Genomic DNA, 20482 nt, shown 5'->3' with positions numbered 1-20482 from the left:
TATAGCAGAGCTTTCTCACAAAGCCATTGCGCCGTCAAGCCCCCGGGTATATTCGGCCGCCGCCTCGCCCGCCGCGACACCCGACGCCCACGCCCACTGGAAGTTGTAGCCGCCGAGCCAACCAGTCACGTCGACCGCCTCGCCGATGAAGTAGAGGCCCGGCACCCGCGCGCTCATCATCGTGGTCGATGACAAACCGCGCGTATCGACCCCGCCGCGCGTCACTTCGGCCTTGCGATAACCCTCGGTGCCGTTCGGCGTGAGGGTCCAGCGCGACAGCGCCTCACCGATGCCGCGCAGCGCCTTGTCCGGCAGATCGGCGACGCGGGCCTCGGCGGCCACCTGGTGAGTGTCGAGCCACACATGCGCCAGCCGCTGCGGCACCCATTCCGATAGCAGATTGGCGATCTGCCGCTTCGTGCCGCTTTTCGCGTCGATGAGCGCAGTCGCGACGTCGCGCTCCGGCAGCAGATTGATGTGAATCGGCTCGCCGGGTTGCCAGTAGCTCGAGATCTGCAGCACGCCTGGGCCCGACAGGCCGCGGTGCGTGAGCAGCAGATCTTCGGTGAATTCGGCGCCGGTCTTCGTATTGCCAGTCGACAGCTGTACTTCAAGCGACACGCCCGATAGCGCCGCGAACGGCTCCCAGTCGGCCGGAGCGAAGGTCAGCGGAACCAGCGCGGGACGCGTGTCGATCAACTTGTGGCCGAACTGCTTGGCGATCCGGTACGCGAAATCGGTCGCCCCGATCTTCGGGATCGACAGACCGCCCGTCGCGATCACGAGCGCACGGGCGGCGATCGTGCCCGCCGTCGTGCCGAGCAGGAACTGTCCTTCGGCGTCCTGGCGCACCTCTTCGACCGACAGCGGCGTGCGCCATGCAACCCCACCGGCGCCGCACTCGTTCTTCAGCACGTCGATGACCGCGTCGCTCGACTGATCGCAGAACAGCTGGCCCTTGTGCTTCTCGTGCCATGTCACGCGATGCTGCTTCAGCAGCGCCATGAAATCGCGCGGCGTATAGCGCGCGAGCGCCGAGCGGCAAAAATGCGGATTCGCCGACACATAATTGGCCGGCCCCGCATACAGATTCGTGAAGTTGCACCGGCCACCGCCGGAGATGCGGATTTTTTCCGCGAGACGCTGCGAGTGGTCGATCAGCGCCACACGCCGGCCGAGTTGACCGGCCACGGCCGCGCACATCATGCCGGCCGCGCCCGCGCCGATCACCGCGATATCGAAGGATTCCATGGGGCCGCATTGTACCTGCCGGGCCCTCGCGTCCATGCTCGTGCTCTGCCGGCCGCCTGCGGCCGCCTGTCCGCGCTGGTATACTTTGAGGCTTACCTTTCACTTCCGGACGCGCGTCGCGCGCGCCCGTCTCAAGCGATTCATCATGCTCGTTCTCGGCATCGAAAGCTCCTGCGACGAAACCGGTCTCGCGCTCTACGACACGGAGCGCGGCCTGCTCGCGCACGCGCTGCATTCGCAGATTGCGATGCATCGGGAGTACGGCGGCGTCGTGCCGGAGCTTGCATCGCGCGACCATATCCGCCGCGCGCTGCCGCTGCTCGAAGAGGTGATGGAGCGCGCCGGCGTCGCGCGCGGCGACATCGACGCGATCGCTTACACGCAAGGGCCCGGGCTCGCGGGCGCGCTGCTGGTCGGCGCGAGCGTCGCGAATTCGCTGGCGATGGCGTGGAACAAGCCGACCGTGGGCATTCACCATCTCGAAGGCCATCTGCTGTCGCCGCTGCTCGTCGACGAGCCGCCGCCGTTCCCGTTCGTCGCGCTGCTGGTCTCGGGCGGCCACACGCAGTTGATGCGCGTGACGGACGTCGGCTTCTACGAGACGCTCGGCGAGACGCTCGACGACGCCGCCGGCGAAGCCTTCGACAAAACCGCCAAGCTGCTGGGCCTCGGCTATCCGGGCGGCCCCGAAGTCTCGCGCATGGCCGAGTTCGGTACACCCGGCGCAGTCGTGCTGCCGCGCCCGATGCTGCATTCCGGCGACCTCGATTTCAGCTTCAGCGGCCTGAAGACCGCCGTGCTCACGCACGCGAACCGGCTGGGCGGCGCGAACATCTGCGAGCAGGCCAAGGCCGACCTCGCGCGCGGTTTCGTCGATGCCGCCGTCGACGTGCTGGCCGCGAAATCTCTAGCGGCGCTCAAGCGCACGAAGCTGAACCGGCTGGTGGTGGCGGGCGGCGTCGGCGCGAACCGGCAGTTGCGCGAAGCGCTATCGGCCGCCGCGCAGAAGCGCAATTTCTACGTCCACTACCCGGACCTGTCGCTGTGCACGGACAACGGGGCGATGATCGCGCTGGCCGGCGCGCTGCGTTTGCAACGCTGGCCCGAACAGGCCGGCCACGACTACGCGTTCACCGTGAAGCCGCGTTGGGATCTGACGTCGCTCGCGCACTGAACCGCCGCCCCAAGAGGACAAAAAGCCGCTTTACAAGCGGCTTTTTTGCTTCAATGCTTTCGCAACGAAACGGCGTGGAGCGATCAGGAACGTATCAGGCGAGGCGCTTGTCCCGCTCGATCACCGCATACGCGCTGTGATTGTGAATCGACTCGAAGTTCTCCGCTTCGAGCACATACGCGACGATGCGCTCGTCGGCATTCAGACGCTGGGCAACGTCGCGCACGAGGTCTTCGACGAACTTCGGATTTTCATACGCGCGCTCGGTGACGAACTTCTCGTCCGGGCGCTTGAGCAGGCCCCACAGTTCACACGACGCTTCTTCCTCGGCGATACGGATCAACTCTTCGACAGCGACGTCGCCGTTCAGCTCGGCATCGATCGTCACGTGCGAACGCTGATTGTGCGCGCCGTACTGCGAGATCTTCTTCGAGCACGGGCACAGGCTCGTGACCGGCACCAGCACCTTCAGGAACACCCGCGTCGCGCCATGGCGGGTCTCGCCGGTCAGCGTGACTTCATAATCGAGCAAGCTCTGCACGCCCGACACCGGCGCGGTCTTGTTCACGAAGTACGGGAACGACACTTCGATGCGGCCCGCCTCGGCCTCGAGTTTTTCGAGCATAGCCGCGAGCATCGTGCGCAACGTGGCCGGTTCGAGCGGCGCCTTGTTCTCTTCGAGCAACGCGACGAAGCGCGACATGTGGGTGCCCTTCTGCTCGGCCGGCAGATGCACGTCGAGATTCCACGTGCCGACCGACGGCTGCGCTTCGCCACCTTGCGTGCGAATCGTCAACGGATGACGCACGCCCCTCACGCCGACCCGCTGGATCGGAATCTGGCGCGTGTCGGGGGTGCTTTGCACGTCGGGCATCACGAAAGCGGGATTCATCTGATTCATTGTTTTGTCCTTTCTGGAAAGCGCCGGGCTGCGCCAAGGTCTCGCTGCATCGGCGACTATCGCGCAGCGAATTCGAGGCGCCCAGCGGCCATGCGGATCAGCGCGCGCAACGGCGAACGCCGGCTCGCGCCGGCGTTGGGTGACGGGCCGCAACACCCGTCGGTACAAACTGGAGATTGCCGAAGCCGCCGTCGCATGACGGCGGCATGAGTCGCACCTACGACGGCACGAGAGCCGACAGCGCTTTACGCGACGCGCTTCACGGACGACTGGCCGCCGACCGCGCCGCTCGCAAGGAAGCGTTCGCGGATCGACCGGGCGATACCCGCGGCGTCGAGACCGCAAGCGGCGAGCAGCTTGGCCGGGTCCCCGTGATCGATGAACCGATCGGGGAGGCCCAATTGTAGTATGGGGCGCATAACCCCACTTGCGAGCAGGGCTTCGACGCACGCCGAACCCGCGCCACCCATGATGCAGCCTTCCTCGACGGTGACGATCGCGTCGTGCGTCTCGGCCAGCTTGCGCACGAGTTCGGTGTCGAGCGGCTTCACGAAGCGCATGTTCGCGACGGTGGCGTCAAGTTGCTCAGCAGCCGCGAGCGACGGCGCGACCATCGTGCCGAACGCGAGAATCGCGATGCGCTTGCCGGCCGGCGCTGACGTCTCGCGGCGCACTTCGCCCTTGCCTAGCGGCAACGCGGCCATCTGCTTGACCGTTGCGACCCCGGTACCCGCGCCGCGCGGGTAGCGCACAGCGGTCGGATGCGACTGCTGCAACGCGGTGTACAGCATCTGGCGGCACTCGTTTTCGTCCGACGGCGCCATCACGGTCATGTTCGGAATACAGCGCATGAACGCGAGGTCGTACGCGCCCGCATGCGTCGCGCCGTCCGCACCAACGAGACCCGCACGATCGATTGCGAACACCACCGGCAGGTTTTGCAGCGCGACGTCGTGAATCAGCTGGTCATATGCGCGTTGCAGAAAGGTCGAATAGATCGCGACGACAGGCTTCATGCCGTCCGCGGCAAGGCCGCCCGCGAACGTCACCGCGTGCTGCTCGGCGATGCCGACGTCGAAGTAACGATCCGGGAAGCGCTTTTCGAACTCGACCATGCCCGAGCCTTCACGCATTGCCGGCGTAATGCCGATCACGCGCGAGTCGAGTTCGGCCGCGTCGCACAGCCACTCGCCGAACACCTGCGTGTAGGTCTTTTTCGACGGCGTCGCGGCCGGTTTGATACCCTCGGCCGGATTGAACTTGCCCGGGCCGTGGTACAGCACCGGATCAGCCTCGGCCAGCTTGTAGCCCTGGCCTTTCTTCGTGACCACATGCAGGAATTGCGGCCCGCGCAGTTCCTTGATGTTTTGCAGCGTCGGAATCAGCGAATCGAGATCGTGACCGTCGATCGGCCCGATGTAGTTGAAGCCGAACTCCTCGAACAGTGTGGCCGGCACGATCATGCCCTTCGCGTGCTCCTCGAGCTTGCGCGCGAGATCGAGCACCGGCGGCGCGACGCGCAGCACGCGTTCGACGCCCGCGCGCGCGGCCGCATAGAAGCGCCCCGACATCAGGCGCGCGAGATGGCGATTCAGCGCGCCGACCGGCGGCGAGATCGACATGTCGTTGTCGTTGAGGATCACGAGCAGCGGCACGTCGTCTTCGACGCCCGCGTTGTTCATTGCCTCGAAGGCCATGCCGGCCGTCATCGCGCCGTCGCCGATCACGGCGATGCCCATGCGGTTGTCGCCTTGCAGCTTGCTCGCGATCGCCATGCCGAGCGCGGCCGAAATCGACGTGCTCGAGTGCGCGGTGCCGAAGGTGTCGTATTCCGATTCGTCGCGCTTCGGGAAGCCCGAGATGCCGCCCAACTGACGCAGCGTGTGCATCTGGTCGCGACGACCGGTCAGGATCTTGTGCGGATAGGTCTGATGGCCGACGTCCCAGACGATCCGGTCGTGCGGCGTATCGAAGACGTAGTGCAGCGCGATGGTCAACTCGACCGTGCCGAGGTTGGACGAGAGATGGCCGCCCGTCTGCGATACGCTGTCGAGCACGAAGGCACGCAACTCGTCGGCAAGCGGTTGCAATTGGCGGCGATCGAGGCGGCGCAGGGCTGCCGGGTCGTCGATGGTTTTCAGCAAGTCGTACATCGTCGTTCCATTGTAGGAAAACTTACGCGCCCGCACTTCATACATGCACCCCGGGGATGGAAGGTGCGCGGCGGCGGGCTTTCGCGTTCAGCTGACCCGGTTCACCACCAGGTCGGCCAGTTCGGCAAGACGCTGCGCGCGCGCGCCGAACGGCGCGAGCGCGGCGTGCGCGTCGCTGCGCAGTTGCGCCGCGAGCGCGCGCGACGCGTCGAGCCCAATAATCGACACGTAGGTCGGCTTGCCGTCCTTCGCGTCCTTGCCGGCGGTCTTGCCGAGCGTTGCGGAGTCGGTCGTGACGTCGAGAATGTCGTCGACGACCTGAAACGCGAGACCGACCGCGGCGGCGTAGGCGTCGAGCGACGCCAGACCCTGCGCGTCCGGCGTCTCGCCGGCCAATGCGCCCATGCGCACGGCCGCGCGCAGCAACGCGCCGGTCTTCATGCGATGCATGGTCTCCAGCTGCGGGCGGGTCAGCGTGTGGCCGACGCTCGCCAGATCGATGGCCTGGCCGCCGCACATGCCGATCGAGCCGCTTGCGAGCGCGAGTTCGCGTACGAGCGAGGCCTGCTGCGGCCGGCCGAGTACGTCGGACGTGAGCACAATGAATGCCTGCGACTGCAGCGCGTCGCCGACCAGCAGCGCGGTCGCTTCGTCATACTTGACGTGGACCGTCGGCTTGCCGCGGCGCAGTTCGTCGTCGTCCATGCAGGGCATGTCGTCGTGCACGAGCGAGTACACGTGAATCATTTCCAGCGCCGCCGCCGCCGCATCGAGGCATTCGGCACGCGCGCCGGTCAGCTCGCCGGCCGCGTGGCACAGGAGCGGCCGCACCCGCTTGCCGCCGCCGAGCACCGCATAGCGCATCGCCTCGTGCAGCCTGGCGGGTTCGGTCGTCTCGGCCGGCAGATAGTGTTCCAGAGCCGTTTCGACGCGTTCGAGCACCGAGCGCGTCCATTGTTCGAATGTCATAGGTCGTCCCCGCTCTCAGTCGCGGCTGTTCCTGCGGTATTCATAGGCAGCGGCTTGAGGGTCTCGCCATCGAGGACCCGCACCTGCTGCTCGACCTTTTCGAGCTGCTGTTGACAGAATGCGACAAGTGCCGCCCCGCGACGGTAAGCGGCCAGCGATTCCTCGAGGCTCAGACTGCCGCCTTCCATGCGCGCGACGAGCTCTTCCAGTTCGGTCTGCGCGGCCTCGTAGTTCTCCGGCAGCGGCGCGCTATCGCCACTTTCGGCTGGGGCGGCGGCGGAATCGTTCGATGCGGTCTTCGCCATGAATAGTCGCAAAATTAAAACAAGTCGGACATTCTACGGCAAAAGCGACATTTTCGATCCGCTCGCCGGCCTGCGCCCCGCCGTGCTGTCTCGCTTCGAGCCTGTCCGATGCCACCCTTGCCCCGCTTCGACCCTGAAGTCTCGCAGAAAAAAAGCTCGAGGTCTGCGGCGAAAATGCCGAACTTTCTTGACATTTTTAACCCAAATCAGGGACTTAAGTGCCCCTGTCACAGGGAAACGGGTATAATTGCGGGCTCCCTAAATCGAATCTTCGATGGTTGGGTTGTTCACTGCTTTCACGTCTTCATCGGGAGTGGGAATGTCCAATCTGAGCAATGCATTGCAGTTGCGGTCTGTTCACAGCCAGCTGCCAGTCACGGCTTACTTTGACGAAGCGCTTCTTACGCGCGAAATCGACACCCTTTTCAAGAAAGGTCCTCGCTACATCGGCCACGATCTCATGGTGCCCGAAGCGGGGGATTATTTTGCCTTGCCCAGCGAACGCGAGGGGCGGATACTCGTCCGTAACCAGCAGTCGCAAGTCGAGTTGCTGTCGAACGTGTGCCGCCACCGGCAAGCCATCATGCTCAACGGCCGCGGACAGACGCAGAACATCGTCTGTCCGCTGCATCGCTGGACGTACGACCTGAAGGGCGAGCTGCTCGGCGCGCCCCATTTCGCCGACAACCCGTGCCTGAATCTCGGCGCCACGCCACTGCAAAACTGGCAAGGTCTGCTGTTCGAGGCCCAAGGTCGGGACGTCGCGAAAGATCTCGCACGCCTCGGCACCAAGCGCCACTTCGATTTCTCGGGCTTCATGTTCGATCACGTCGAAGTCCATGAGTGCAACTACAACTGGAAGACCTTCATCGAGGTCTATCTGGAGGACTATCACGTCGCCCCGTTCCATCCGGGCCTCGGCAGCTTCGTCAATTGCGACGATCTGACGTGGGAGTTCGGCGACTGGTACAGCGTGCAGACGGTCGGCGTGCACAAGGCGCTCGAGCAACCGGGCAGCCCGACGTATCGCAGGTGGCACGACGAAGTGCTGCGCTTTCGCGACGGCAATCCGCCCGAGTTCGGCGCGATCTGGATGGTGTACTACCCGGGCATCATGATCGAGTGGTATCCGCACGTGCTGGTCGTGTCGTGGCTGATTCCGCGCGGTCCGCAGAAGACCACCAACGTGGTGGAGTTCTATTACCCCGAGGAAATCGCGCTGTTCGAGCGCGACTTCGTCGAAGCCGAGCGCGCCGCCTATATGGAGACAGCCCGCGAAGACGACGAGATCGCCGAGCGCATGGACGCCGGCCGCCTCGCGTTGATGGAGCGCGGCGAATCACAGGTCGGACCGTATCAGAGCCCAATGGAAGACGGTATGCAGCATTTCCACGAGTTTCTGCGGCGCGAACTCGGCACGGTCTGATCCGCGCCGCGTGGCGCATCGATCGACTCAAGGAAAGACGGGCTTCGACCCGTCTTTTTTTGTTTAGACTACCGACATAGACCGGCCATTCGCCAGCCGCGTGAACGACGCGGCCCGCAGCCGCCATCGCCCGTATCGAGGAGACGCTCATGCCCCACACTCATTACACCACCCTGATCTCCGCGACCAATCTTGCCGAGCGGCTCACGGCCGCGCCGGGCAGCGTGTTCGTGATCGACTGCCGGTTCGACCTCGCCGATACCGACGCGGGCGAGAAAGCCTGGCTTGCCGGCCATCTGCCGGGCGCGCACTATCTGCATCTCGATCGCGATCTGTCCGGGCCGACGAACGGCTCGAACGGCCGGCATCCGCTGCCCGATCGCGCGCGGCTCGTCGAAACGCTGGAGTCGCGGGGACTGAAGCAAGGTCAACAGGTCGTCGCATATGACGCACAAGGCGGCATGTACGCGGCGCGCGTCTGGTGGCTGTTGCGCTGGCTCGGTCACGACGCGGTCGCGCTGCTCGACGGCGGGCTGCAGGCATGGGAAGCGGCCGGCCAACCGCTGACGCAGGACGTGCCCGCGCAGAACACCGGCGACTTCAAGGCGGCCGCGCCGCTCGCCGTGACCATCGATACCCAGGCGGTCGAGCGCAACCTCGGTTCGAAGGAGCGAATCGTCGTCGATGCGCGCGCGGCCGATCGCTATCGCGGCGAAAACGAGACGCTCGACCGCGTCGGCGGCCATATCCCGGGCGCGCTGAACCGCTTCTTCAAGGACAACCTGACCCCCGACGGCCGCTTCAAGCCGGCGCACACACTGCGCGAGGAATTCCACGCGCTGCTCGGCGACACGCCGCCCGAACACGTGGTGCTGCAGTGCGGCTCCGGCGTGACCGCCTGCGTCAATTCGCTTGCGATGGAGGTTGCCGGCCTGCATGGTTCAGCGTTGTACGCGGGCTCTTGGAGCGAATGGAGTTCCGACCCGAAACGGCCGGTGGCGACGGGGGCGAAACCTTGAGCGCGAGCCGCCGCAAGTCGTAACCAGACGCGACAAATTCGAGCAGCGCTTCATGCCACGCCATGCTGCTTGAACCACACGAGCGTACGACGCCAGCCATCCTCGGCATCGGCCTTCTTGTAGCTCGGACGGTAATCGGCGAAAAACGCGTGACCTGCGTCGTCATATACGACGAACTGCGAGCCGCGTCCCGCTTGCGGCCCTTGCGCGATCGCCTGCTTCATCTGCTCGAGCGTGTCCTGCGGAATGCTTTGATCCTGGCGTCCATACAAGCCGAGCACAGGCGCATGCAGGTCGGCGACGAGATCAAGCGGATTGGCCGGCGTCATCGCATTCTTCGCGCCGGTGACGCGACCATACCAGGCGACGCCTGCCTTCACGCGCGGATTGTGCTCGGCATACAGCCACGAGATGCGCCCGCCCCAGCAGAAGCCGTTCACGCCGAGCCGGTTGAGGTCGCCGCCATTCTCGCCGGCCCACGCGGCGGCCGCGTCGAGGTCGGCCAGCACCTGCTCGTCTGGCACCTTGCTGACCAGTTGCTCGTCGAGTTGCTGCATGCTCGTATAGACAGTCGGATCGCCCTCGCGCTCGTACAGGTTCGGCGCGATCGCCAGATAGCCCTGCTTCGCGAAGCGCCGGCAGACGTCGGCGATATGCTCGTGCACGCCGAAGATTTCATGCACGACGAGGATCACCGGCAGATGCGTCTTGCCCTTCGGCTGCGCGCGATAAGCCGGTATCAGCGTACCGCCCGAATGGAACGCCACTTCCCCTGCTTCGAGACCGTCGCTATCGGTATGGATGGTTTGCGCCGAGACTGGCAGCACCGCCGCCGCGAAGCCGGAACCCAGCGTCGCCTTGATGAAGGTGCGCCGATCGAAAGGAACGTGCGGGATCAGACAGTCGACTTCAGGCTTCAGCATGGGGCGCTCCTCGAAGTATTGTTAGAGGCAACAGGATACGCCTTGCGCGCATCCCGTTGCACATTCAACTGAGGAGATCGTCGGCGCGCGTCAGTGCAGCTTGACGCGCGGCAGCGTGGTACGGCGCAACCAATGCGCGAAGGTGTCGAGCACCATGCGCGGATAGCCGTGCAGCGCCGCGATATGCAGCCGGTACAGCGACATATACATGAAGCGCGCGAACAGCCCTTCGATCAGCATATTGCCGCCGATCACCCCGCCCATCAGATTGCCGACCGCGCTGAAGTGGCCGAGCGAGACCAGTGAACCAAAGTCGCGATAGGTGAATTCCGGCAGCGGCTTGTTGTCGAGGCGCGCCGCCAGTGCCTTCAGCAGAAAGCTCGCCTGCTGATGCGCGGCCTGCGCGCGCGGCGGCACGTTGCGCTCGTTGCCCGGCCACTCGCAGGCCGCGCAGTCGCCGAGCGCGAAGATGTTGTCGTCGATCCCGGATTGCAGCGTACGGCGCACGACCAGCTGGCCGAGCCGGTTGACCGGCAAGCCGTCGAGCTGACCGAGGACCGCCGGCGCCTTGATGCCCGCCGCCCACACGGTCAGATCGGCCCGCACGGTGTGACCGCTCGCGGTGCGGATGTAGCCCGGCGCGACCTCGGCCACCGTCTCGCCGATCATCAGCTTCACGCCGAGCTTGGTCAGTAATTCGGCGGTGGCCGTGGAAACGCGCTCCTGCAACGCGGGCAGAATGCGCGGCCCCGCCTCGATCAGCACGATGCCGACGTCATGCCGCGGATCGAGCTTGTGCAAGCCATACGCGGACAAAACCTGCGCGGTATTGCGCAACTCCGCCGACAACTCGACCCCCGTCGCGCCGCCGCCGACGATCGCCACCTGAATGCGCGGCTCGCTGGACGTCCACGTGCCGGGGCCCGGTCTCGACTCGACGGGTTCGTGCGCCTGATGCTCGGCGCGCATGCACGCCGCTATCAGGCGCTTGCGGAAACGCTCTGCCTCGCTAACCGTATCCAGTGCGATGGAGAATTCGGCCGCTCCCTTGACGCCGAAGAAGGCCGTGGTACTGCCAATCGCGATGATCAGCGTGTCGTACTCGAGCTCGCGTTCGGGCAGCAGTTCAGCACCGTCGTCGTCCAGCACGGTGCCGAGCGTAATGCGTCGGTTCGTGCGGTCGAGTGCGGTCAGGTCGCCTTGCTGGAATGCGAAGCCATGCCAGCGCGCCTGCGCCGCGTACGGGAGCTCCTGCGTGAACGGGTCCATGCTGCCCGCCGCCACCTCGTGCAGCAGCGGCTTCCAGATATGCGTCGGATAGCGGTCGACCAGCGTGACCTGGGCCTGCGCGCTGCGCCCCTTCTTGCCGGCCCCATAGCGATCGCCAAGACGCGTCGCCAGTTCCAATCCTCCCGCACCTCCGCCAACGACGATAAATCGATGCATTGCACTTCTCCGTGTAGCCGATGAATTATCTGTCGCGACGCTGCGCATGAATACGCCGTCCTGAACCGATTGTCCTCGACCCGCCTGGGAAGTCACAAGTCGCCAAAACCCATGTGTGACATGCGCACGACGTTATCGTGCGCATGTCACGGGCATGTCAATGCGCTTCCTCCCAGTTCAGGCCCGCACCGACCTCGGCGACGAGCGGCACCTTCAGCGCGGCGACGCCGCACATCAGTTCTGGCAGGCGCTTGCGGACTTCGGACAACTCAGCGTCGGGCACTTCGAGAATCAGTTCGTCATGCACCTGCATGATCATCCGCGTGCCGATCTTCGAGTCTTCGATCCAGTTCTGCACGGCGATCATCGAAAGCTTGATCAGGTCGGCCGCGGTGCCCTGCATCGGCGCGTTGATCGCGGCACGCTCGGCGGCCTGGCGGCGCGGACCGTTGCCACCGTTGATCTCGGGCAGCCACAGACGGCGGCCGAACACGGTTTCGACGTAGCCCTTCGCCTTCGCGCTCAAGCGCGTCTCGTCCATATAGCGCGCGACGCCGGGATAGCGCGCGAAGTAGCGGTCGATATAAATCTTCGCCGCATCGCGCGTGATGCCGAGGTTCGACGCGAGTCCGAACGCGCTCATGCCGTAGATGAGCCCAAAGTTGATGACCTTCGCAACGCGCCGCTGATCGCTCGACACTTCGAGCGGCGTCACGCTGAAGATTTCCGACGCGGTGGCGCGGTGAATGTCCTCGCCCTGCGAAAACGCGCGCAACAACGATTCGTCGCCCGAGATGTGGGCCATGATGCGCAATTCGATCTGCGAATAATCGGCGGAGACGAGCTTGTGCCCGAGCGGCGCGATGAACGCCTCGCGGATGCGCCGACCTTCGCCGGTACGCACCGGAATGTTCTGCAGGTTCGGATCGTTCGACGCGAGCCGCCCCGTCACCGCGACGGCCTGCGCGTAGTTCGTATGCACGCGGCCGGTGTGCGGATTGACCATGCGTGGCAGCTTGTCGGTATAGGTCGACTTCAGTTTCGACAGGCCGCGATGTTCGAGCAGAATCTTCGGCAGCGGATAGTCTTCGGCGAGCTTCTGCAACACCTCTTCGTCGGTGGAAGGCGCACCGCTCGGCGTCTTCTTGATGACCGGCAGTTCGAGCTTCTCGAAGAAAATCTGACCAATCTGCTTTGGCGAGCCGAGGTTGAATTCGCCGCCGGCCAGTTCGTACGCCTTGCCTTCGAGTTCGATCAGACGCGTGGCGATCTCACTGCTCTGCTGACGCAGCTTCTCCGCGTCGATCAGCACGCCGGTCCGCTCCATCTTGCGCAGTACGCGCGAAGTCGGCACTTCGATCTCGCGATACACATGGTCGAGCGACTTCTCCGCGGCGACCTGCGGATACAAGGCCTGATGCAGACGCAGCGTGATGTCTGCGTCTTCGGCCGCATATTCGGCGGCTTTGTCGAGCGCGACTTCGTCGAAGCCGATCTGCTGCGCGCCCTTGCCCGCGACCTCTTCGTACTTGATCGTCTTCACGCCGAGATGACGCAGCGCGAGGCTGTCCATGTCGTGCGTGCGATGCGATTCGAGCACGTACGACTCGAGCAGCGTGTCATGCTCGACGCCGCGCATTTCGATGCCGTAATTCGCGAGCACCTGTTCGTCGTACTTCAGATGCTGGCCGACCTTCTTGTGGTCGGCGCTTTCGAGCCACGGCTTGAGCTTCGCGAGCACTTCGTCGCGCGGCAGTTGCACTGGCGCGTCGGGGCCGCGATGCGCGAGCGGCACATACGCGGCGCGGCCCGCTTCGACCGACAGCGACAAGCCGACGATCTGCGCGATCATCGGATCGAGCGACGTGGTCTCGGTATCGAACGAGGTCAGCTCGGCCGCATTGCTCCTGTCGAGCCACGCGTCGAGCTGCTCCCATGTTTGCACGGTCTCGTAGTGGCGCTCGTGATCGACGGACAACGCGGGGGGCACGTAGGTTTCCGGACCTTCGACCGCATCGGCGATTTCGACTTCTCGCAGCCACGTCTTGAAGCCGTGGCGCGTGAACACCTCGCGCAACTCTTCGCGCGATTCGGGAAGGCTCGGCAAACTCTCCTCGATCGACACGATGTGCCCGGTCAGATCGCAATGACGCTCGACTGTGACGAGCTTGCGCGCCATCGGCAAAAAGTCCAGCGCGCGGCGCAGATTCTCGCCGACCGCGCCCTTGATCTCGCTCGCATGCTCGACGATGCCATCTAACGACTCATATTGCGTCAGCCATTTGACCGCGGTTTTCGGACCGCACTTCTCGACGCCCGGCACGTTGTCGACGGTATCGCCGATCAGCGACAGATAATCGATGATGCGCTCCGGCGGCACACCGAACTTCGCGACCACGCCGTCGCGGTCGAGCGTTTCGTTGGTCATCGTATTGACGAGCGTCACGCGGTTCGACACGAGCTGCGCGAGATCCTTGTCGCCGGTCGACACGACCACGTTCATGCCGAGCTTTTCCGCTTCAGTGCACAGCGTGCCGATCACGTCATCCGCTTCGACGCGATCGATCATCAGCAGCGGCCAGCCGAGCGCACGCACCGCGACGTGAATCGGCTCGATCTGACGGGCAAGATCTTCCGGCATCGACGGACGGTTCGCCTTGTATTCCGGATACCAGTCGTCGCGAAAGGTTTTGCCCTTGGCGTCGAACACGCACGCGCTATACTCTGCTGTGACTTCCTTGCGCATGCGCCGCAGCATGTTGATCATCCCGTAGAGCGCACCCGTCGGGCCACCCTCGGGACCGCGCAGATCAGGCATCGCATGGTAGGCCCGGTACAGATAACTCGAACCGTCGACCAACAGCAGGGTCTTACCTTCAAGGCTTCGTTCTTCAGGCATTATGACTAAGAGAAAAGTGATTCCGAGTCTGCGATCGCTCGCAGATCAAGAGCGCGCAACGGCCAAGAAAGCCCGCGCATCGTGGCAGATGTTCACGATTATGGCAGAGTTTATCGAGGCGACCGAGTACCTGTCGGAGATTCGCCCGGCGGTCAGCATCTACGGTTCGGCGCGCCTGAAACCGAACTCGCCGTACTACAAACTCGCCACGCAGATCGCGCGCAAATTGTCGGATGCTGGCTTCGCGGTGATCTCCGGCGGCGGCCCCGGCATCATGGAAGCGGCCAACAAGGGCGCGCATGCGGGCAAGGCGCCTTCGGTCGGTCTGAACATCGAGTTGCCGCACGAACAGTCGGGCAACCAGTGGCAGGACATCTCGCTGCGCTTCCGCCATTTCTTCACGCGCAAGGTCACGTTCGTGAAGAACTCGGACGCGGTGATCGTGATGCCCGGCGGCTTCGGCACACTCGACGAACTGGCCGAAGTGCTCACGCTGATCCAGACCAAGAAGTCGCGCCATGTGCCGATCATTCTGGTCGGCGCCGAGTTCTGGGAAGGTCTGCTCGCGTGGTTCAAGAGCGCTCTGATTCCGATGGGTTTGATCAATCCGACCGACATCGATCTGATGCAGGTGATCGACAATCCGGACCAGGTGCTCGAAGCGGTGCTCAAGTTCTACGAAGACCGCGAGGAAGGCGAAGTTCATCCGGTCAAGTCGGAAGAAGACCGGATGTTCTACCTGTGATGGCAAGAGGCGGCGCGCCTCGCATTATGCGTAGCACGATGCCCATCGTCGCGCACATGGCGGGCAGCCTTCGGGCTGCCCGCTTTCGTTTTGCAGACCAGATTCCGGCGCGCTGACTGTCAACCGGATTGGGAACAAATCGTTTGCACGCTTGCCGTCCGGCGCTAACGTGCTTAGCTGGTACTCGAAGCTCGCAATCTGAACGAACTCACCTCACCCGAAGCCGCGCTCGCGCCGACGTTGCGTGAGATCTTCAGCGGTTTTCTCGGCCTCGGTCTCATTTCATTCGGCGGCGCGTTGCCGCTCGCGCGCCGCGCACTCGTCGATGCTGCGACTGCCGCTGCTGCCGACGATGCTCGTGCTCACGCCGCTCAGCATTTATCTTGCTGCAAGGAGCGCGCGATGAACGACACGCTCGTTTCACTTGCGGCGATTTTTAGTCAGCTGTCACTGCTCGCGTTCGGCCGCGGCAATACGATCCTTCCGGAGATGCAGCGGCAGGTGGTCGACGTGCATCACTGGATGCCGGCCAGCGAGTTCAGCGCGCTGTTCGCGCTCGCTCAAGCCGCGCCCGGCCCGAACCAGATGATCGTCACGCTGGTCGGCTGGCATGTGGCCGGCTGGGCCGGCATGCTCGTCACGTCGATTGCGAAGTTCGGGCCGTCGTCGCTCCCGACGATCCTCGCGCTGCATGCGTGGGACCGCTTCAAGTCGTGCCGGTGACGGCCGGCCTCGTCGCGGCGAGCGCGGCGCTGATCGCACGCGCGTCGAATCCGACCGCGATAGCGTGGTCGATTACTGCGTTCACGGCCGTGATGGCGACGAAGACGCGGATTCATCCGCTGTGGCTGCTGGCGGCGGGGAGTTTGATCGGGTTGACCGGTTTCGGGCAGGGTTGAGCCGGCGAGCGTCACCTCGACAACCAACGAAGCCGATTGGTTCCGACGTCGCTCGCGAGCCATCTTCAAAGCGGCACATCCAGCGTAAGCGGGCTGTTTATCAGTGCCTCCGCCTGAGTTACTGAAACGCGACTTCCGCGAAACTCCGCAGCTTGCGGCTATGCAATCGATGCAGCCCATTCATCCGCAGCAGTTCCATCGCCTTCACGCCGATCTGCAGATGCTGATCGACCTGCGCGCGATAGAACTGATCGGCCATGCCCGGCAGCTTCAGCTCGCCGTGCAGCGGCTTGTCCGACACGCACAGCAACGTGCCGTAAGGCACGCGGAAGCGGAAGCCGTTCGCGGCGATCGTCGCGCTTTCCATATCGAGCGCGATTGCACGGCTTTGCGACAGCCGCTGCACCGGCTCGCGATGATCGCGCAGCTCCCAGTTGCGATTGTCGACGCTCGCCACCGTGCCCGTGCGCATCACGCGCTTCAGCTCGACGCCGTCGAGCTGCGTGACCTGCGCGACCGCGCGCTCGAGCGCGACCTGCACTTCGGCGAGCGCCGGAATCGGCACCCACAGCGGCAGATCTGCATCGAGCACATGATCTTCGCGCACATAGCCGTGCGCGAGCACGTAGTCGCCGAGACGCTGCGTGTTGCGCAGTCCCGCGCAGTGGCCGAGCATGATCCACGCATGCGGACGCAGCACCGCGATGTGATCGGTGATGGTCTTCGCATTCGACGGCCCGACCCCAATGTTGATCATCGTGATGCCGCTGCCGTCCGCGCGTTTCAGGTGATAGGCCGGCATCTGCGGCAGACGTGGCGGCAGCGTGCCCTCCTGCGCCTGCTCGCCGAGATTCTCGTTGTAGGTGATGACGTCGCCGGGCTCGACGAACGACGTGTATTCGCTGCGATAGGCGCGCAATTCCTCGTCGTCGGTACGGGCCATCATGCCCCGGCCGAGCTTGACGAATTCGTCGATATAGAACTGGTAGTTGGTGTACAGCACGTAGTTCTGCACATGCGTCGGCGAGGTCGCCGTGTAGTGCTTCAGCCGATGCAGTGAAAAATCGACGCGCGCCGCCGTGAACAACGCGAGCGGATGCGGCTCGCCCGGCAGCGGCTCGTACGTGCCGTTGACGATGCGGTCGTCGAGCAGCGCGAGGTCCGGTATATCGAAGATGTCGCGCATCAGGAACAGGCGCTCGCGGTCCAGATCGCCTTCGAGGTGGATGCCCTCGGCGAACGCGAAATGAATCGGAATCGGCTGGTCCGACACACCGACCTCGATCTGCACGTGATGATTCTTCGCCAGCAGCCGCAGTTGCTCGCGATAGTAGTTGCCGAACAGGTCTGGCCGCGTGACGGTCGTCTCGAACACGCCCGGCCCCGCGACGAAACCGTACGAGCGGCGTGAATCGACGTGCGTGTTGACCTCGGTTCGCACGCGCACGAACGGATAGCAGGCGCGCACGCGATGGTCGAACTGCTCGTTGCGGCGATAGCGCGCGAACGCATCGCGCAGGAACGACGTGTTCGCCTCGTAGATCGCGGCGAGGCGGGTGACGGCCTCGGCCGCGTCGTCGAAGCCTTCGGTTGGGAAGCTGTTGGCGGGAGTCTGCACCGTGCGCTGATTGATATCGTTGTTGATCATCATCGTTCACCCTTTTTGATGAGACGACATTACCACGGAACCCGCTGTTGCCAAATGTCGGCGGCGACGCTTGCAACAGCGCCCGCGAGAACGCGCGCAGGTTGCGCGAAAGCGGCGCAAAATAAGGCTTCGCGCCCGTGCGTCAGGCCGGATTTGCTAGAATCTGGGCACCCAATCGGAGAATCACCATGAAGCTGCTCCTTCCCATCGCTGTTGCGCTGGCTCTGGCCTTCGGCAACGCCGCGATGGCTGCCCAGCCCGTCGACGAACCGCCGGCCGCCGGCGTGCCCCAGTCCGCCAATGAACGGGCCGGTCTGCCGGACCTGGACAAGATCAATCGTCCGGGCGCAGAGGTCAGCTCGAAGGTCGACATCAACGTTCCGCGCACGCCGAGCTTTCACGAAGTCAGCCCGAACGGCACCGAAATCACCGAATTCCGCGACAAGGGCAAGCCGGTCGAAATCAACGTGCAATCGAATTTCGGCACCCGCTACCAGATGAGCGCGTCGCCCGACACGTCGCCCACCGTCCACGACAGCGGCAAGCCCAGTACGCGCTTGCCATCGGTGAATCTCCACTATTGATCGTTACGAAAGCGGCACGCCGGCAACGGCGGCCGCGGCGCGACCGCGCCCCGCTCAACCCGATCGCGGCCGCTGCGCGATGAACCCGTGCTGAATTCGGCGACGCTTGCACTTCGCCGTTCCGCATTCGTCGCCCGCTCCGCCACATTCGTTTGTCTCACCTCGCACTGGCCGCACCGCGCCAGCCCGAACAACCTGATCCGACGTTTCCGCATGGCCGTCTTCACCGCTGTCAACGAATCCCAACTCGCAGAATGGATGAGTCACTACGATCTCGGCGATGTCGTCGAGTTTCGCGGCATTTCGTCCGGCATTGAAAACAGCAACTTCTTTCTGACGACGACGCGCGGCGAATACGTGCTGACGATTTTCGAAAAGCTGACAGCTGAACAACTGCCGTTCTATCTGAACCTGATGCGGCATCTTGCCGCGCATCGCGTGCCGGTACCGGATCCGATGCCGCGTCTCGACGGCGCGCTGTTCGGCATGCTGCACGGCAAACCCGCGACCATCGTGACGAAGCTCGAAGGCGCACCCGAACTCTCGCCGGGCGTCGAGCATTGCGTCGAGGTCGGCCAGATGCTCGCGCGCCTGCACCTCGCAGGCCGCGACTATCCGCGCTATCAGCCGAACCTGCGCAGCCTGCCGTGGTGGCGCGAAACCGTGCCGACGATCCTGCCGTATCTGGAAGGCGAGCAGCGCGATCTGCTGGCCTCCGAGCTTGCGCATCAGGAAGCGTTCTTCGCCTCCGCCGATTACGCGGCAATGCCCGCGGGCCCGTGCCACGCCGACCTGTTCCGCGACAACGCGATGTTCGCTCACGCGGCGCCCGACACCGGCCACGAAGTGCGGCTCGGTGGTTTCTTCGATTTCTATTTCGCCGGCTGCGACAAGTGGCTGTTCGACGTCGCGGTGACGGTCAACGACTGGTGCGTCGACCTCGCGACCGGCAAGCTCGACGCCGAGCGCACCGAGGCGCTGTTGCGCGCGTATCAGACGGTGCGGCCGTTCACCGTCGAGGAAAATCATCACTGGGGCGACATGCTGCGTGCGGGCGCATACCGTTTCTGGGTCTCGCGCCTGTATGATTTTCATTTGCCGCGCGCGGCCGAACTGCTGAAGCCGCACGACCCCGGTCATTTCGAACGCATTCTGCGCGAGCGCCTGCAGGGCGTCGCAAATCCAGGCATCCATACCTCATGCAACTGATCGAAGTCCCCGCGAAAACCGGCTATGTGTGGTTCCGCCAGGGTATCTGGCTGTTCCGCAAGAATCCGCTCGCCTTTCTGACGCTGTTCTTCACCTATTTGCTGGTGATGACGCTCGTGTCACAGATTCCGGTGGTCGGCGGCGTGTTGCCGCTATTGTTCATTCCCGGTGTCGCGGTCGGCTTCATGGCCGCATGCCGCAACACGATCGCGGGCAAACCGGTGTTTCCGACCATCCTTGTCGACGGCTTTCATTCGTATGGCCCGGTGGTCGCGCGGCGGCTGCTCGTGCTCGGCGTGCTGTATGTCATCGCCATGGCGCTCGTGCTGGCCGGCTCGGCGCTCGCCGACGGCGGCATGCTGCTGAAGGTGATGCTCGGCAACGCGTCGATGGACGAGAACACGATCGCCAACAGCAATATCCCGCTCGCGGTGATCACCGCGCTCGCGTTCTACATACCGGTCGCGATGCTGTTCTGGTTCTCGCCCATCCTCGCCGCCTGGCACGACGTGCCGCCCGTCAAGGCCATGTTCTTCAGCGTCGTCAGTTGCTGGCGCAATCGCGGCGCTTTCGTCGTATTCGCGGCGCTGTGGTTCGCAGTCGCAACGGTCGTGTCGATCGGGCTGTCCGCGCTGATGCAGGCGCTCGGCGCGGCCGACTTCGCGTTCGCGATCCTGATGCCCGCGACGATGATCGTCACGACCATGCTGTACTGCTCGTTCTACGCGACCTATCGCGGCTGCTTCGGCGTGCAGACGCCGCAAACGCCGGATCTGCCGACCACGCCGGCGGCCTGATCCGTCGTTCCCGCGCGGGAGCCGTTCTGGCGCCCGCGCGCCGCGTGTTCCGCGCGCATCTTCCCGACGTCTCTGTCGACACACCTGTTCCCGACGCTCGGCATCCTGAATCGACTTGCGGCACAATGGTTTGC

16 protein-coding genes and 2 pseudogenes are annotated in these 20482 nt (G+C 64.3%); 9 read left to right on the top strand and 9 right to left on the bottom strand.

All coding sequences use genetic code 11. The features are described from left to right. Nucleotides 1-15: 15 nt before the first annotated feature. Nucleotides 16-1251, bottom strand: a complete 1236-nt coding sequence (locus OKW41_RS04595; protein WP_429571708.1) for an NAD(P)/FAD-dependent oxidoreductase — start codon at nt 1249-1251, stop codon at nt 16-18. A gap of 145 nt (nt 1252-1396) precedes the next feature. Here OKW41_RS04595 and tsaD point away from each other — a divergent pair, with 145 nt between their 5' ends. After that, nucleotides 1397-2425, top strand: coding sequence for a tRNA (adenosine(37)-N6)-threonylcarbamoyltransferase complex transferase subunit TsaD (tsaD, locus tag OKW41_RS04590; protein WP_184054832.1), 1029 nt, complete (start codon nt 1397-1399; stop codon nt 2423-2425). 94 nt (nt 2426-2519) lie between these two features. On the opposite strand, the gene folE2 is transcribed toward tsaD, so the two are convergent. The 4 genes from folE2 to OKW41_RS04570 form a co-directional block, all read right to left on the bottom strand. Continuing rightward, nucleotides 2520-3326: a GTP cyclohydrolase FolE2 gene (gene folE2 / locus OKW41_RS04585; protein ID WP_429571707.1), complete on the bottom strand. Its 807-nt coding sequence runs from the start codon at nt 3324-3326 to the stop codon at nt 2520-2522. 245 nt (nt 3327-3571) lie between these two features. After that, nucleotides 3572-5479 (bottom strand): 1-deoxy-D-xylulose-5-phosphate synthase, encoded by a 1908-nt coding sequence (gene dxs, locus OKW41_RS04580; protein ID WP_429571706.1) that lies wholly within the window; start codon nt 5477-5479, stop codon nt 3572-3574. An 87-nt stretch (nt 5480-5566) separates the two neighbouring features. Beyond that, nucleotides 5567-6448 (bottom strand): polyprenyl synthetase family protein, encoded by an 882-nt coding sequence (locus OKW41_RS04575; protein WP_184057461.1) that lies wholly within the window; start codon nt 6446-6448, stop codon nt 5567-5569. Continuing rightward, nucleotides 6445-6753, bottom strand: a complete 309-nt coding sequence (locus OKW41_RS04570) for an exodeoxyribonuclease VII small subunit (RefSeq protein ID WP_090808406.1) — start codon at nt 6751-6753, stop codon at nt 6445-6447. Before OKW41_RS04570 ends, OKW41_RS04575 begins: the two co-directional genes overlap by 4 nt. Before the next feature lie 319 nt (nt 6754-7072). Between OKW41_RS04570 and OKW41_RS04565 the strand changes: the two genes are divergently transcribed. Together OKW41_RS04565 and OKW41_RS04560 are read left to right on the top strand one after the other, a co-directional pair. After that, on the top strand, nt 7073-8179 hold the full coding sequence (locus OKW41_RS04565; RefSeq protein ID WP_429571705.1) for an aromatic ring-hydroxylating oxygenase subunit alpha: 1107 nt from the start codon (nt 7073-7075) through the stop codon (nt 8177-8179). Nucleotides 8180-8328: 149 nt separating this feature from the next. Further along, complete coding sequence (locus OKW41_RS04560; protein ID WP_429445010.1) at nt 8329-9198, top strand: sulfurtransferase; 870 nt, start codon at nt 8329-8331, stop codon at nt 9196-9198. 50 nt (nt 9199-9248) lie between these two features. Here the strand turns inward: OKW41_RS04560 and OKW41_RS04555 are convergent, their stop codons facing one another. The 3 genes from OKW41_RS04555 to polA all read right to left on the bottom strand — a co-directional run bounded on the left by OKW41_RS04555 (nt 9249) and on the right by polA (nt 14466). Next, nucleotides 9249-10121, bottom strand: coding sequence for a dienelactone hydrolase family protein (locus tag OKW41_RS04555; RefSeq protein ID WP_429445008.1), 873 nt, complete (start codon nt 10119-10121; stop codon nt 9249-9251). A 90-nt stretch (nt 10122-10211) separates the two neighbouring features. Next, the gene (locus tag OKW41_RS04550; RefSeq protein ID WP_429445006.1) at nt 10212-11567 is read right to left on the bottom strand and encodes an NAD(P)/FAD-dependent oxidoreductase; all 1356 of its coding nucleotides are present in this window, start codon (nt 11565-11567) and stop codon (nt 10212-10214) included. Nucleotides 11568-11724: 157 nt separating this feature from the next. Next, entirely contained in the window at nt 11725-14466 is a 2742-nt protein-coding gene (gene polA / locus OKW41_RS04545) for a DNA polymerase I (RefSeq protein WP_429571704.1), read from the bottom strand. A 1-nt stretch (nt 14467) separates the two neighbouring features. Between polA and OKW41_RS04540 the strand changes: the two genes are divergently transcribed. From OKW41_RS04540 to OKW41_RS04530, 3 genes and pseudogenes are all read left to right on the top strand, one after another. After that, the gene (locus OKW41_RS04540) at nt 14468-15211 is read left to right on the top strand and encodes a TIGR00730 family Rossman fold protein (protein ID WP_035471771.1); all 744 of its coding nucleotides are present in this window, start codon (nt 14468-14470) and stop codon (nt 15209-15211) included. Between the two features lie 198 nt (nt 15212-15409). Next, nucleotides 15410-15565: pseudogene (locus tag OKW41_RS04535) on the top strand (chromate transporter); the annotation flags it as partial. A 48-nt stretch (nt 15566-15613) separates the two neighbouring features. Continuing rightward, nucleotides 15614-16110: pseudogene (locus tag OKW41_RS04530) on the top strand (chromate transporter). 118 nt (nt 16111-16228) lie between these two features. On the opposite strand, the gene OKW41_RS04525 reads toward OKW41_RS04530, so the two are convergent. Next, entirely contained in the window at nt 16229-17755 is a 1527-nt protein-coding gene (locus OKW41_RS04525) for an AMP nucleosidase (RefSeq protein WP_409259241.1), read from the bottom strand. 191 nt (nt 17756-17946) lie between these two features. Here OKW41_RS04525 and OKW41_RS04520 point away from each other — a divergent pair, with 191 nt between their 5' ends. The 3 genes from OKW41_RS04520 (at nt 17947) to OKW41_RS04510 (ending at nt 20348) form a co-directional block, all read left to right on the top strand. Further along, the gene (locus tag OKW41_RS04520) at nt 17947-18342 is read left to right on the top strand and encodes a hypothetical protein (protein WP_429445002.1); all 396 of its coding nucleotides are present in this window, start codon (nt 17947-17949) and stop codon (nt 18340-18342) included. A 213-nt stretch (nt 18343-18555) separates the two neighbouring features. Next, nucleotides 18556-19551, top strand: a complete 996-nt coding sequence (locus tag OKW41_RS04515; RefSeq protein WP_429571703.1) for a homoserine kinase — start codon at nt 18556-18558, stop codon at nt 19549-19551. Then, complete coding sequence (locus tag OKW41_RS04510; protein WP_187628859.1) at nt 19542-20348, top strand: BPSS1780 family membrane protein; 807 nt, start codon at nt 19542-19544, stop codon at nt 20346-20348. The genes OKW41_RS04515 and OKW41_RS04510 overlap by 10 nt, the downstream gene beginning before the upstream one ends. The last annotated feature ends 134 nt before the right edge of the window (nt 20349-20482 follow it).

This window comes from Paraburkholderia sp. UCT70 (assembly GCF_050434085.1).
In the GTDB taxonomy this organism is placed as follows: domain Bacteria; phylum Pseudomonadota; class Gammaproteobacteria; order Burkholderiales; family Burkholderiaceae; genus Paraburkholderia; species Paraburkholderia tuberum.
This window is presented reverse-complemented; position numbering and strand designations above follow the sequence as displayed.